Genomic DNA, 14395 nt, shown 5'->3' on the forward strand with positions numbered 1-14395 from the left:
AATCTCCTAAAATTATGATAAATTAAAGTAATTATATAATTGTAATAATTACATAAATGAAATATAGGCTATAAATTGAGCTTTGTCAAGAGGGAAAAGTAAAAAAAATGGAAGAGAATACGACAGCACTGAATGGGCGCAGTGTCGGATTTTGTCATAAAAATAATTATCATTGCATTATAACTAAGGGCGGTACCGGCCGCACAAAATAAAAACTCCGAAATTGCAACATTTTCGCGATATATATACGGAGGTATTTCATGCCAAAACACAATCGCCGGTATAAAGACTCGGTCTTTGTCGATCTCTTCGGAGAAGACAAAAATGCGAAAGAAAAGTTCCTTTCGCTCTACAATGCGCTTCACGGCACAACGTTTGATGCGGCTACAAAACTCGAACCGCTTCGCCTCGAACAGGTCATGTACATGGCATTTTGCAACGATGTCGCCTGCCTCGTCGACGGTAAAATCATCATACTTGCGGAGCACCAGTCTACAATCAACGCAAATATGCCGCTGAGATTTTTGCAGTACGTTGTACGCCTCTACGAGCGCATCCAAAACCCGCGCGACCGCTATCTGAGGCGTCTGAAAAAGATTCCGACACCTGAGTTTTACGTGTTCTACAACGGCGAAGAAGAGTATCCCGAACGGGTGACATTAAAACTGTCAGATGCTTTTATCGTACAGCCTGCAAAACCGAGCCTCGAACTCGTTGTCAGCGTGATAAATATCAATTATAATAAAAGCAGTAAATTGCTGAGTGCCTGTAAACCGCTGAAAGAGTACACGCTGTTCGTAGAAACCGTGCGGAAACATACGAAGCTCGACAGCGAAAACGGTTTTAAGAACGCGATCAAAGAATGCATACAAAACGACATCCTGCGGGAATACTTGCAAAGAAAAAGCAGGGAGGTGGTGAATATGTTAATTGCCGAATACGATTACGACGTGGACATCGCCGTACAGCGGGAAGAAGAGCGGGAAATCGCATTGAAAGAAGGCGAAGCACAAGGATTTTCCGCCGGTTCACACCAAAAAGCGCTCGAAGATGCACGGAACTTCAAGCGGCTCGGTGTTTCCGTAAGTATTATCACGGAAGCTACCGGTCTCTCAAAAGAAGAAGTCGAAAAACTATAAGCCGACTGCAACCACTTTATGAGAACATACAGTGCGAAATGTTGAGCACTGTACCCGATGCTTTGCGTCGGGGTTGTTGATTAAGCAATATTATTGATATCCATGTTTCTAAATAAGGCGGCGCGTTTTTCAAATACGCGCGGCAGCCGCGGCCGGCGGCCGTCAACCGAGCGCTTCCCGTATCATATAACAGGCGCCGAACAAAACGACGCGGTCGTTCATAATCGAATAGCGTACCGACTCGTCGTCTATCGGCTGGATGGAATACGCGCGCAAAGTCCGCATCAGAGCTTCGTGAAAATAGCGTTTTGATTTTGTGACGCCGCCGCCCAAAACGAAAACGTCGGGATCGAAAAGGTTGAAGATATGAGCGATGCCGAAGCCGAGCAGTTCCCCTTCTTTTTCGAACAGTGACAGCGCATACTCGTCGTTTTCGGCTGCAGCCCGGTCGAGGATTTTTCCGTTGACTGCATTTTCATCGTATTCGGCAAATTCGAAAACGCGGCTCCGTATACCCTTGCGCATATCTTCTCTCATGATCCGATTCATCGCGCTCCCCGACGCATACAGTTCAAAGCATCCTCTGCTGCCGCAGGGACAGGGCAGGCCGTTCTTGTCGATAGAAACGTGCCCCACTTCTCCGGCGCCGTCGTGTTTGCCGTGATGGATTTTTCCTCCGATAACAAGCCCGCCGCCGCAGCCGGTGCTCACGGTCATATAGGCGACGTTTTGCAGTCCCTTTGCGACGCCGCAGCGCTGTTCGGCGAATGCACCCAAGTTGCCGTCGTTATCGATCAGGACATCCGTATGAAAATCGTTTTTTAATCGAGCGACGATCGGAAAATTTTTCCAACCCATCAGCGGCGCATGGATAATGATACCGCGCTTCGAATCGAGCGGGCCGGGACTTCCGACGCCGATGCCGCGGACGTCGTTTACGGACAGCGAAAAATATTCGAGCACCGTTTCCAAAACGTTTTTCGTATTTTGATAGACGGCTTCTTCGCCTTTAAACGTTTGGGACGGCGCGGTGTATACATAGTCGTCTACGAGTTCGCAGTTTTCGGTAAACAGTGCGCCCGACGTTTTCGTACCGCCGATATCGAGTGCAAGAAAATACGCGCTCATAAGCTTACGCGTTCTTTTTCTTCTGCGCCATATCGAGGATGACGGCGAGCAGGATGATCGAGCCGATAACGACTTTTTGCCAATACGACGAAATGTGCAAGAGGTTCATGCCGTTGTTGATGACGGCGATGATGGCAACTCCGAACATGGCGCGTCCGACGGAACCGCTGCCTCCGGTTAGACTCGTACCGCCCAACACGGTCGATGCGATCGCATACATTTCGTAGCCTTCGCACGCGGCCGGCTGACCGTTTTGCAGTTTGGAGGCGACGAGTACACCGCCGAGCGCCGCCGTGACGGAACACAGGATATAGCCTGTCAGCGTTACCCGCGCGATATTGATGCCGCTCAAATGCGCGACGTTCACGTTCGAGCCGACGGCATAGACGTGGCGGCCGAAAACGGTTTTCGACAACAGCAAGTGAAAGATGACGACGACGACAATCGTAAAAATCGAAACGATAGGGATGATACCGTTCGGGTTGCCGACCGATTTAAACAACCGCCCCGCGCCGAGCCACGAAAAAGACGCTGGCAAACCGAATACCGCAACTCCTCCGGTGATGATGTATGTAATACCGCGCGCAATCGTCATCATCGCAAGGGTTGCGATCATCGGCACGACTTTGAATCTCGTTATCATGATGCCGTTGAATGTGCCGCAAACACCGCCGATAACGATTGCCGAACCGAGCAGAACGATGACGCCCGAAGCGGTGTTCAAATTCGGAATCCGCAGACCTATCATCGCAGCGCATACGCCGGCGAGAGCGGCGACGGAACCGACGGAAATATCGATACCGCCTAAGATGATGACATAGGTTAAACCCGTCGCAAGCAGCGCGTTGATGGACATCTGCGACGTTAAGTTAAATATGTTTTTCGACGTCAAAAACGTTTTATTCAACAGACCGAACACCGTACACATAAAAATCAAAAATATAAAAACGATATTCTTTTTTATCCACGATTGCACTTTGACCTTATCCATCTTTTGCCCCTTATTAAAAACTTTGTATTGCAGCCGATCCGTACGACTTTTCATGCCGCACAATTTTTTTATGCGGTTTGCATACCGCCTTTTACGCTCGCAAAAGCCATGATCTTTTCTTCCGTCGCTTCCGTATAATCGAGTTCGCCGCTCACATGCCCCTCGCACATCACCAAGATTCTGTCGCTGATGCCGATGATCTCCGGCAGCTCTGAAGAAACCATGATGATCGCGCCGCCCTGCGCAACGAATTCGTTCATCAAGCCGTAGAATTCCGACTTCGCGTTTACGTCGATGCCGCGCGTCGGTTCGTCAAGAATAAGAATTTTCGAATTGGCAAGCAGCCATTTTGCCAAAATGACTTTTTGCTGATTGCCGCCGGAGAGCGTCGATATGACCGTATGAATGCCGGGCGTTTTGACGGCAAGTTTGTCGACGTATTTTTTGCTCGATTCCGTTTCCCACTTTAAATCGAGGATGCCGAATTTTTTGTGGTGCGCGGGCAAACTCGGCAGCACCGTGTTGTCCTTTATCATCGCGTTGAGCATCAAACCCGTCCTGCGGCGGTCTTCGGTAACCATGCCGATCTTCGCATCGATCGCCTGTTTCGGCGAAGTAAACGCGCGCTCTTTTCCTTCGACGAATATTTTCCCCGATGTAGGTTTTCGCGCGCCGAAAATCGTTTCCATCACTTCCGTACGCCCCGCGCCGATAAGCCCCGAAATGCCGAGTATTTCTCCGGCGTGCACGGCAAACGAAATATCGGAAAACTCTCCGTCGCGCGACAAGTGTTCGATCCGCAAAAGTTCTTTTCCCGGCGTATGCTTTTGCCGGTTGTAGTAATCTTTCATCTCGCGCCCGACCATACTCGTCACGAGCGTTTTTTCATCGACGTCTTTCATCGAAAACGTGTTGACTTTGCAGCCGTCGCGCAGGACGGTTACGCGGTCGGCGATTTCAAACAGCTCTTTCAGCCGGTGCGTTATATATATGATCGCGATATTGTTTTTTTGCAGAATCCGTATCTGCTTAAACAGCGCGTTGATTTCGTGTTCGGAAAGCGATGAAGTCGGTTCATCCATGATGACGACTTGCGCATTTTTTGAAATGACTTTTGCTATTTCGACCATCTGCTGCTGTGCAGCGGTCAAATGCCGGGCGACTGCCGTCGAGCGGATATCGACTTCCATAAAATCGAGGATGGCTTGCGCATCGGCTTCCATTTTTTTCCTGTCGAGAAAAAAACCGTTTTGTATCCGCGGTTCGCAGCCGAGATAGATATTTTCGGCGACGGTTAAATCGTTCGCGATGCTCAGTTCCTGATGTATGACGACGATGCCCCGATCGAGCGCTTGGCGCGGATTGTGAAAGCGGCACGCTTTGCCGTCGAGCAAAACGGAACCGGAGGTCGGCGCGTATACGCCGGAAATTATCTTTATCAGTGTCGATTTTCCCGCTCCGTTTTCGCCGAGCAGCGCGTGAACTTCGCCTTTATTAAAATCGATCGAAATATCGGTCAGGGCTTTAACACCGGCAAATTCTTTCGAAATGTTTTTTACCTGTAAAAAAGGCGCCATACATTTTCTCCCTTGCAAGCCGGACGGATCGCATTCGTCCGGCTTTGCAAAAAAATCAATATTCCGCTATACGGTTATGATATGCGAGAACGCACACGTTCCCTTATTTACCGACATTTTCTTTGGTAATGATATACGGAGCGATCATGATAACCGGCTGATCGACTTTGCCCGTCGTCAAATACTTCGTAATCTGTTTCGTTATTTCGGAACCGATTTTTTCGGGATTTTGCGCAATTTCGGACACCCAGAATTTTCCGTTGGTCGCATCGCGGATCGCGTCTTTCGCTTCGGGATTTCCGTCGAATCCGATGATCTTCGTCGAAGCACCGGCGACTTTGATTGCGGCAAGCGCACCCGCAGCGGCAGGATCGCCGACGCAGAACACGACCGCCAAATCGGGATTCGCCGTCAAAGCGTCCGTCATCAGCTGTTCCGCTTTCGACGCATCGCCGGCGTAATTTCCGATTTCAACGATTTTAAGTTTTTTATCCGAAGCTTTGACGATTTCTTCCCAGCCCTTTCGCCGATCGATGCACGACTGCGGTTCGTCGAAATTGATAAGGCCGACTTTATCGCCCTTGTTCGCAAGGCGCACCGTTTCTTTGCCGCCGAGCCGTCCGCCTTCGACGTTGTCGGTACCGACAAAACATTTGATGACTTTCGTCGTCCGGCTTGTGCAGTCGAACGTAAATACCGGCACTCCGTCTTTATCGGCCGCTTCCATCGCCGGCGTCGTTCCGCCCGGATCGTTGCACGAAAGCGCGATCGCTTTGCAGCCTTCGGCGACGAGATTGTTGATGTGATCCGACGTAACGTTTCCGTCCAATTCGCCGTCGAGGACGATCGCATTGATACCCTGCGCCTGAGCTTCGGCTTTTATACCTTTTTCGATCAGGGTATAAAAAACGTGCTGGCGAGAACCGACGATAAACCCTACCTTTTGCTTATCGCTGCCGCCTGATGCAAAGACAGAGGAAGAGGCAAGGGTTAATCCTAAAAGAACAAAAAAAACTTTTACTGCGTTTTTCATATTCTTTCCTCCTGAAAATAATCTGGGGATAACATACGTTATCCGCCTATAAATTCGGCACCGCTGCCGATTTATCACCGTTTATCAAAGCCGCTGCACGGCTGCACGCGGAAACAGCTCGTCGAAATCTTTTTTCAAACACAACTGCGTACCCGGCAGCATGATCGAAGCGCTCGCAGCTGCCGTCGCGTAACGGAGATAGTCCTCTTCGGCGGCTCCGTCCGTGATCGCCGCGCACAGCCCCGCTACAAGGGAGTCGCCCGCGCCTTGGATTCCCGCTTCTTCGATATCCATCGCAGGAGCTTTAAACGCGCGATTTCCGCTCACGAGGATGCAGCCCTCTTTTCCGAGCGAAACGCACACATAGGCTATCCCCGCTTCGCTTATCTTTTTCGCTTCGGCGATGACCTCGTTTTCGCTTTCGATTTTTTTTGCCGCGATAGTCTGCAATTCGTCGATATTCGGTTTTATTAAAAAGGGTTTTTCGCGTATCCCTTCGAGCAAAAATTCTTTCGACGCATCGAGGATAACGCGCACTCCCGCATCGCCGCACTTTCGTATAAGCTCCGCGTATATCGTTTTCGGAAAACCCGGCGGAACGCTGCCGCTGAGCACGACAAGGGATGACGACGCAACGGCGCTTTCAATTTTTTTCATAACCGCCCGCACGGTTTCTTCGGCGGCGACGCTTCCTTTTTCGTTGAACTCGGTCATCGTTTTTGCGCTTTCGTCGAATATCTTTATGTTTTCCCGAACGCTGCCCGGCACTTCGACAAAATCGCTTCGGAGTTTTTCGTCGGCAAAAAATTTATTAAAATCCTCTTTGCCTTTCGAATACATGAGTCCCATGCATACAGTGTCGTAGCCCAAGTGATTTAAGACGGTACTCACGTTGATCCCCTTGCCCGACGTATCCCGCTGAACGGACAGCACCGCATTCGTTCCGCCGTATTCGAATCGTGCGATGTTTACCGTTCTGTCGTAGCACGGATTTAAGGTAACTGTGATAATCGGTTTACGCTGCATAGTTTTGTATCCACTCGCTCATCGCTTGAAAAATTATCCGAACGGACACGGCGCCCGGATCCTGTAAGCCTATCGATTTGTCGCCGTAATATTTTGCGCGGCCGAATTTCGCTCGAACGGTTTTCGTGTATTCGGCACCCGCTTCCGCTTTTTGTGCCGCAAGCGCAAATCCGTCGGCGAGGCTCCGCCGTTTTGCCGCCGCTTCTTCCAATCCGCAGACGGCGGGTTCGAACGCGTCGATCATCGTTTTGTCGCCGACCTTCGCTTTGCCTCGCTTTTTGAGCGCGTCGAGCGACTTTCTGAAAATTTCTGCAAAACCGCAGAGATCGAGCGTTTCGTGTTTTTCGCGATCGACAATCCCGCTGATGAACATCGTGCCGAACAACACGCCCGACGCGCCGCCCATCGTATCGATCAAAATCAAACCTACGGAGGAAACGACGTCTTCCGCGCTCTCGCATTTTTTTTGAGGCAGCTCTTTGATGACGTATGAAAAACCGAGCGCCATGCCCGTGCCGTGATCGCCGTCGCCGATGACCGAATCGATTTCCGTCAAATACGGTTCGCTGTCTACGATCTTTTGCGCCGTAAAGAGGAACATCTTTTTGAGATCGGCCGCATTCAAATCGTTTTTCATATTACCGGCTCCGTGCAAATGCTTTATAAAACGGCGAACAGGCAGGCATCGCATACAGCGCTTTCAACTCGTCGTCGAGTTTTAAAATACTCACCGAAAAACCGCCCGTCCCCTGCGGGCAAAACAATTCGTCGATAAACATATCGTATATGCGCACGCCGTGCTCGTCCAAAAGCCGCTTGATCGCCCGCCCCGCAATGCACAATTCAAGGCGCGACGTAAAACCGAAACCGTTGACCATCACCGCAACTTCATCGCCTGCTTCGATTTCACCCGTAAGGTACGACATCAGTGTACGAGCGGCTTCGTCGGCCGTCGGAAGCGGCGTCTGCAGCACGGGAGATTCCCCGTTGAATCCCATGCCGTATGCGACTTCTCCGTCGGGCAAATCGCACATCGCTTTGCCGGTCGAAGGCATATAGCCCGGAGACGTCGTTAAACTGCACGTCGACAGATTGCGTACCGCTTTTTCGGTGATGCGGTACACATCGTCGAGCGGCGCGCCGCTTTCGGAAGCCGCACCCGCGATCTTTACCGCAAACGCGACTCCGGCAACTCCGCGCCTTTCATCCCGCTTTTCTTTCGGCGCGGTCGTCACATCGTCGCAGACAAACACGCACTTCGCATCGATGCCCTCCATGCCGGCAAGTTCGCGGACGAGTTCGAAATTGAGCACGTCGCCCGCGTGATTCGTCGCAACGTACACGATACCTTTCGCATTCGGCACGCAGCGCGACACCGCCAAAACCGCATTTGCCGCAGGAGCCGTATACACTTGACCGAGCGCCGCACCGTCCGCAAGACCCGGTCCGACGTAGCCGATGATCCACGGTTCGTTGCCGCTGCCGCCGCCCGTGACGACGGAAACTTTATCTTTGCGTTCTTTTACGGTCAATCCCAAATAGCGGCCGGAATTGTCGGGTATCTTTTCGTACAAACCCGGATACACGGCGAGATATCCGTCGAGCATTTCCGAAATCATATCTTCCGGCTTATTGATAAGCTTATTCATGTTTCCCCGTTTCGACAACGACGACGTCCAAACCGATCGCTTTGCATCGTTTTGCAAACGATGAGGAAATTCCGTCGTCGGTGATCAGCAATTCGAATCTGCCGAGCGGACAAATTTTCGCCATCGACGTGGAATCGAATTTCGACGAATCGCACAGCAAAATGGCCCGTTTGGCGGAATCGACCATCTTTTTTTTAATCGTCGCTTCGAATAAATTCGGTGTCGAAATTCCGTCTTCGATGCTCACCGCATTCGCTCCGATAAACGAAATATCGTAGCACAGCGATGTGATGATATCTTCCGTAATGGAGCCGACGCACGACATCATTTTGTTGCGCACGCAGCCGCCGGCGAACACGAGTTCGATATCGGGACGGCGCAGCAGTTCGTTGATAATTTTAAATGAATTCGTCACGACGATGATGCCGCGCCTCGTACCCCGGCAAATGCAGCGTGCAAGTTCAAACGTCGTAGAACCCGCGTCCAAAAACACCGTCTGCGAATCCTGGATCATCTCGTATGCGCGCTCCGCGATCGCGCGTTTTTGCGCGCTGTTGAGCTGCTCCTTTTCGATTTCCGTATACTCGAGAACGAGCGAAGAAAGACTCACCGCGCCGCCGCGCGTCCGTCTGATCACGCCTTTTTTGTCGAGGGCTTCGAGTTCTTTACGCACCGTCACTTCGGATACCTGTACCAAATCTTTGATTTCGGAAACGGATGCGGATTTCTTTTTGTTTACAAACTCGACAATCTTTGTAAGTCTTTCTTCGTACAGCATGGTTTCATTTTTTTCCGATTGCTTTCGATTTCTTTCGTTAATGGAATGCTAACACGAGAATTTCGATCTGTCAAATAAATTTTTTAATATACAATTCATTATATTATAAATAATTACACAAATATAACAAAAAATTATATTTAGACTGAATATCGATTGTATCGGGACGATAACGGAAGCGATATCGTTTATTCGAAATTCGTCTTATTCCCCGATACGCCGAGTCCGAACAGCGCAAAATCGCCGCGGCAGGGATCGTCCGGCCAAATCCGTTTCAGCGCGCGGGTCAGTTCGCGCGCAGTCTTTTCCGTTGCGGCGCTCCGTTCGGAGATGAGACCGAGCTTTTTCGCTTGGCGGAGCACGTGCGTGTCGAGCGGTATGAGCAGATCCGCAGGCGAAAACCACGTCCACAGTCCGGCATCGACGGGAGACCCCGTGCGCACCATCCAGCGCAAAAACATATTCGTACGCTTGTTCGCCGAAGCGCCTTTTTGCGGAACGGCGCGGCACTGCGGAAACCCGTCGGCGATAACGTGTAAAAGTGCGGAAGAAGCGGAAACGGATTCGGCTTGACGGGTTTTGCGATTTGCGGCTTTTATGCCGGCACCGTTTACTCGGAAGATTTCCCGCCGAACGGCACATTCCGCTTCGTACGCTTTTTTTACATAAGCACCGAACGATGAGTGCTCCTCCAATATGTTTTGCAGCGCGGCGAAAAGATCGTGCATATCGTCGTATGAAAAGAATCGATAAAATTTCCGAGTACCGCACGGAAAATCGCTTTGCCACGAGCCGCTTCGTATCCACTGCGCAGGATGCTTTCCGGCAAGCACAAAAATCGTCTGCACTTTTTGCAAAAACTGTTCGCGCTTTCCGAAGGACAGCATTGCCGTGATAAACGCGGCGACTTCAATATCGCGCGCGGAACGATACTGCCGCACTATGCGACTCGGATCGCCTGCGGAAAACTCGCGGGTTTCGTATGTGTCCGCAAGCTCGCGCAAAAGTTTTTTTATTCGAGCGGAAACTTCAATACTTCGCTGCCGCTTGAAGCTTCGCTTCGAGTCTGCGGCAAGCTTGTTGATTTCGGAAGCGATTTTTACATTTGCCATCGGTGCGATTATAATTTTTTTTCCGCTTTTACAAAAGCCGGTAAAAGCGGCAGGGATTGAAGGAGCGGCGGAGCCGTTCCGAAGGAATGGAGCCGAAAGGCGGAACTCCGAAAAGCCCGGTTTTTTCGATGCAATCGAAAAAAGCCGCCCCTGCCGCATACATCCGACTGCCGCATAATTTTAAAAAACGATATTTTAAACTTGCTTTTTCGTTCCATATTTGTTATCTTTTCATACATGAAACATTTAAAATCTTTTTTAATCGCATCGGTGATTGCGATCGCCGCAGCATCTCCGATCTTTGCGCAAAGCGTCAAAGAAGGCAAAACGGCTCCCGATTTTTCGCTCACGCTCTCGACGGGACAACAGGTAAAGCTCTCCGACTACAAAGGAAAAGCGGTGTTGCTTCATTTTTGGGCGACGTGGTGCGGACCCTGCCGCGTCGAATTGCCTGAAATGAACGCATTCGCTTCAAAACTCGACTCGTCTTCGCGCATCGCATTCCTTGCAGTGTGCATTTCCGACACGGAAAAATCGCAGAGCGCTTTTATGAAAAAGAATAATTATACGTTTCCCGGCGGTCTCGACAAAGACGGTTCCATCGCTGGTTCGTATTTTATTCAGGGCATTCCGACGAGCATACTGATTTCGCCGGACGGAAAAATCGAAAAAATCCGCGTCGGTGCGATGTCCCCCGCGGAATTGCAGCGTTTTGTCGAAAAATATGCAAACTGAAAAAAAGCTTTCCGTAAAAGACGGCCGTTCCGAAAAAAAACATACGCTGCTGCGCATCGCTCTGATAGCCGCGGCGGTCGTATTTATTACCGTCGGCGTTTTTCGCGGAGACAACGATTCGATTTTCCGCAAAGCCGTTTTTATCTGCATGGAGTGTATCGGCATTGGATAAAAAACAGACGAGGCGCAGAAAGGCGATTCAATTTATCGCGATGCTCATATACAACGCGGATGTCAAACGCTGGTTTTCAGGCGGCATTTCGCATTCGCCGTTGAAAACCGTATGCGTACCCGGTTTAAACTGCTATTCGTGCCCCGGCGCGATCGCAGCCTGTCCGCTCGGCTCCCTGCAAAACACGCTTGCAAACGGACAACTGCCGTTTTTTATTACCGGCTTTTTTTTGCTCGTCGGAACGCTTTTCGGCCGCGTCGTGTGCGGCTTTATCTGCCCCGCAGGATTGGTGCAGGAACTGTTGTATAAAATCCCGTCAAAAAAAATAAAAAAGACAAAACGAACGTTCGCGCTTACGAGAAAGCTCTCGCTTTTCAAATACGCGCTTTTGCTCGTTTTGTGCATTGCGCTGCCGCTCGCGTTTTATTTTAAAAACGGACTCGGCGCGCCTTTCTTTTGCAAACTCGTGTGCCCCGCGGGAACGGTCGGAGCCGGCGCACCGCTCGTTTTGCTGAACGAACAGCTTCGAAGCGCGGCCGGCATGCTTTTTACGTGGAAAGCTGCAGTCGCCGCCGTATTTATCACGTGGTCGGTTTTTATGTTCCGCCCCTTTTGCAGATTTTTTTGTCCGCTCGGCGCCGTCTATTCTTTTTTTAATAAATTCGCGATTTTCGGAATCCGCGTAGACGAATCGAAATGCGTACACTGCAACGCATGCGTCGCTTCGTGCAAAATGGATACGTGCACAGTAAACGACCGCGAGTGCATCCGCTGCGGGGAATGCCGCACACGGTGCAGGTACGGCGCATTGAAATAGGCGGCGCTAATTGCGCGGCAAACGAATGCGGCGGATATGCCGATCAAAATCCGAAGAAAGCGACCGAGCGGCAAGCGGATACGCCGCTCGGTCGCGCTAATCGCGTCGTGTAATGACGGCGGTAACACACGTGTCGTTCAACTTTTCGCCGTTATACACGTCTTTAATCGTAAAGCTCACTTTGGAAACTTTCGCAGGAAAATCGATCTCCGCAAAATGCACGAAATCTTCAAATCGATATTCAAATTCGAACGGATTGCCTTCATCGAGCGATGCGATAACGGCGGTTTTGACGCGGTTGTTCGCTTTGTAAAGATAGCGCTTTTCCAAATCGACGTACCCGTTCAAAACGACGATATTATCTTTCGGTTCGGCAAATTCGATCGTAAGCGATTCTCCGATACCGGCAGCATCTTTTTCCTTTCCCGGAACCCACGGATTGCGGAGAAGGAAATTAGTTAAAAACGCTTCTTCGTGAAAAATCATATTGAGATAATCTGGTCTATAAGAAACGATTCCTGATTTCGTCGGTTCATTATACCATGGCGATGCTTCGATTTTTTTTATTGAAAATTGAGGTATCGCATTCCAAGACTCAAGCGCATCCCGTTTATATCGTGTAACTTTTTTCAAAAACGATTCGAAATCATTCGGTTTTATATACTGCATAAAGGCAAAGGGTGCTTCTTTAATCGATAAGCCCGGCTCATAAGCATTCGATATATTCGGAGATAAATAATCGAATGAAAAAAACATATTCGATCCGTAGATTGCCAGATATTTCCGTTTATTATATTCAAAAAAACAATAGCCGTACATATCCTTATCGATATTATCCAAATCGATTTTTTTGATATAATAATTATCGGACCACGTTTTAATAATAACGATATTATCTCTTTTAGAAACCGCTCCTATCTCCGTATACCTTAGACAGCGTTTACCCAAATCGAATTCTTTATCGATGCGATTATATACATCGATTTGTACCTGTGTACTTTCTGTATTAGCAAAACAGAGAAAAGCCGAAACAAACATTACCGATAAAAACATCTTTTTCATGTTATTTCACCCCGTTATATCTTCTGTATTTTCGTTCCACTATGGTACCGGCTATTTGGTAACCTCCTGCCAGACCCCATCTTTGTAATTTTTCCAAAAGCCTCCTTTGATTTTCACGCGTAGTTACAAAACAGCCGGAGATAAATTGATAAACCGATACTCTCACCTTATTATGAGGCTCGTGTTATTTCTCCATAGACGCTTTAATTTTCTTCATGACGCCTGTCGTTTTCAAAAGCTCGTATATCTGTTTCTTTCGCTCTTCAAAGCTTGATGCATTCGGATCAGTAACAATAATGGAAGAAATGCACGTATCATCGTATTTATCCCCTTTATACACGTCTTTTATTGTGATCCTGATTTTCTTCGTTTTTTCGGGTAATCGAACGGGAGTATATCTTACCGCGTCTTCAAGTTCGTATTCTTTCGCAAATTTCGGATCCTCCGATTCGACTAAAATCTTTTTTACACGGTTGTTGGCTCGATATAAATGCTTACGAGAAAAATCGACAAAACCGTTGAGGATTTGAATTTCATCCGATACATATTTAAAATCGATATCAAGATATTCGCCGATGCCGTAGCCTTTTACGCCTTCAACCCACGGAGGAGAAACGGAATCGTAAAGCCAAAAATTAATATAATCGTCGCCGATATTGTAAAATATTTTCGAAAGAAAATATTCCGGAGAGTATACAATTTCTTTGCCCTGATGTGTTTCAATTAAATAGGACGAACTTGCAATTTTCAAAATACCCGTATTGAAAAATACCGTATCTCCCAGCCTTAAGCGTTGTAAATCTTTTTGCTGAGTTCCGAATAATTCGACGGCAGATTCAACGGTATATGCATCATGTTTATATGATCCTTCATAAAAAAGTTTGCGCTGCATATCAATCCATTTTGCCGTGCCGTATATTTTTGCAGCTCTTTCCAATTCCGCATGATGGTACAGGATGAGCCCTTCAGCTTCCAAAATAAACAAATCGCTGTGCTTATCCTTGACAAAGCCGCGTTCGGTTTCCAACATTATAGGAAAAATTTCACAATATGTATTATCTTTCAGCTCTTTAAATTCGCATATATATCCGTCGCCTTTTACAATATACGCTGCATCATCCCTGTATAAGGGATTCGGTATCTCGCAAAAATTTATCAAATCATCCGCATAAGAAT

15 protein-coding genes are annotated in these 14395 nt (G+C 48.8%); 4 read left to right on the forward strand and 11 right to left on the reverse strand.

All coding sequences use genetic code 11. The annotated features are described in order from the left end of the window. Positions 1 to 260 precede the first annotated feature (260 nt). On the forward strand, positions 261 to 1139 hold the full coding sequence (locus HMPREF0860_RS08190; RefSeq protein WP_021331549.1) for an Rpn family recombination-promoting nuclease/putative transposase: 879 nt from the start codon (positions 261 to 263) through the stop codon (positions 1137 to 1139). A gap of 162 nt (positions 1140 to 1301) precedes the next feature. Here the strand turns inward: HMPREF0860_RS08190 and HMPREF0860_RS08195 are convergent, their stop codons facing one another. The 9 genes from HMPREF0860_RS08195 to HMPREF0860_RS08235 all read right to left on the reverse strand — a co-directional run bounded on the left by HMPREF0860_RS08195 (position 1302) and on the right by HMPREF0860_RS08235 (position 10433). Beyond that, entirely contained in the window at positions 1302 to 2267 is a 966-nt protein-coding gene (locus tag HMPREF0860_RS08195) for an ROK family protein (protein WP_021331516.1), read from the reverse strand. A 4-nt stretch (positions 2268 to 2271) separates the two neighbouring features. Continuing rightward, a complete protein-coding gene (locus HMPREF0860_RS08200; RefSeq protein ID WP_038081902.1) occupies positions 2272 to 3258 on the reverse strand; it encodes an ABC transporter permease in 987 nt (328 codons plus the stop codon). Positions 3259 to 3326: 68 nt separating this feature from the next. Beyond that, positions 3327 to 4835, reverse strand: coding sequence for a sugar ABC transporter ATP-binding protein (locus HMPREF0860_RS08205; protein ID WP_021331545.1), 1509 nt, complete (start codon positions 4833 to 4835; stop codon positions 3327 to 3329). A gap of 103 nt (positions 4836 to 4938) precedes the next feature. Continuing rightward, positions 4939 to 5868 (reverse strand): substrate-binding domain-containing protein, encoded by a 930-nt coding sequence (locus tag HMPREF0860_RS08210; protein ID WP_021331559.1) that lies wholly within the window; start codon positions 5866 to 5868, stop codon positions 4939 to 4941. A gap of 84 nt (positions 5869 to 5952) precedes the next feature. Then, positions 5953 to 6894, reverse strand: a complete 942-nt coding sequence (pfkB, locus tag HMPREF0860_RS08215; protein ID WP_021331564.1) for a 1-phosphofructokinase — start codon at positions 6892 to 6894, stop codon at positions 5953 to 5955. Next, entirely contained in the window at positions 6884 to 7531 is a 648-nt protein-coding gene (gene dhaL, locus HMPREF0860_RS14005; RefSeq protein WP_021495672.1) for a dihydroxyacetone kinase subunit DhaL, read from the reverse strand. The genes pfkB and dhaL overlap by 11 nt, the downstream gene beginning before the upstream one ends. A gap of 1 nt (position 7532) precedes the next feature. Next, positions 7533 to 8543 carry a dihydroxyacetone kinase subunit DhaK gene (locus HMPREF0860_RS14010; RefSeq protein WP_021331534.1) on the reverse strand — a complete coding sequence of 337 codons (1011 nt, stop codon included), beginning with the start codon at positions 8541 to 8543 and terminating at the stop codon, positions 7533 to 7535. Beyond that, positions 8536 to 9321 (reverse strand): DeoR/GlpR family DNA-binding transcription regulator, encoded by a 786-nt coding sequence (locus tag HMPREF0860_RS08230; protein ID WP_021331588.1) that lies wholly within the window; start codon positions 9319 to 9321, stop codon positions 8536 to 8538. The genes HMPREF0860_RS14010 and HMPREF0860_RS08230 overlap by 8 nt, the downstream gene beginning before the upstream one ends. 188 nt (positions 9322 to 9509) lie before the next feature. Further along, positions 9510 to 10433: a TIGR02757 family protein gene (locus tag HMPREF0860_RS08235; protein WP_162147005.1), complete on the reverse strand. Its 924-nt coding sequence runs from the start codon at positions 10431 to 10433 to the stop codon at positions 9510 to 9512. A gap of 237 nt (positions 10434 to 10670) precedes the next feature. Between HMPREF0860_RS08235 and HMPREF0860_RS08240 the strand changes: the two genes are divergently transcribed. The 3 genes from HMPREF0860_RS08240 to HMPREF0860_RS08250 are packed head-to-tail and all read left to right on the forward strand — an operon-like array spanning position 10671 to position 12157. Next, on the forward strand, positions 10671 to 11168 hold the full coding sequence (locus HMPREF0860_RS08240; RefSeq protein WP_156002222.1) for a TlpA family protein disulfide reductase: 498 nt from the start codon (positions 10671 to 10673) through the stop codon (positions 11166 to 11168). Further along, a complete protein-coding gene (locus HMPREF0860_RS08245; protein ID WP_021331527.1) occupies positions 11158 to 11340 on the forward strand; it encodes a CD1871A family CXXC motif-containing protein in 183 nt (60 codons plus the stop codon). The genes HMPREF0860_RS08240 and HMPREF0860_RS08245 overlap by 11 nt, the downstream gene beginning before the upstream one ends. Further along, the gene (locus HMPREF0860_RS08250; protein WP_021331521.1) at positions 11333 to 12157 is read left to right on the forward strand and encodes a 4Fe-4S binding protein; all 825 of its coding nucleotides are present in this window, start codon (positions 11333 to 11335) and stop codon (positions 12155 to 12157) included. The genes HMPREF0860_RS08245 and HMPREF0860_RS08250 overlap by 8 nt, the downstream gene beginning before the upstream one ends. A 96-nt stretch (positions 12158 to 12253) precedes the next feature. On the opposite strand, the gene HMPREF0860_RS08255 is transcribed toward HMPREF0860_RS08250, so the two are convergent. Continuing rightward, complete coding sequence (locus HMPREF0860_RS08255; RefSeq protein WP_021495673.1) at positions 12254 to 13219, reverse strand: NADase-type glycan-binding domain-containing protein; 966 nt, start codon at positions 13217 to 13219, stop codon at positions 12254 to 12256. 184 nt (positions 13220 to 13403) lie between these two features. Continuing rightward, on the reverse strand, positions 13404 to 14249 hold the full coding sequence (locus tag HMPREF0860_RS13310) for an NADase-type glycan-binding domain-containing protein (RefSeq protein ID WP_156002225.1): 846 nt from the start codon (positions 14247 to 14249) through the stop codon (positions 13404 to 13406). Positions 14250 to 14395: the final 146 nt, after the last annotated feature.

Source organism: Treponema socranskii subsp. socranskii VPI DR56BR1116 = ATCC 35536 (assembly GCF_000468115.1).
Lineage (GTDB): Bacteria > Spirochaetota > Spirochaetia > Treponematales > Treponemataceae > Treponema_D > Treponema_D socranskii.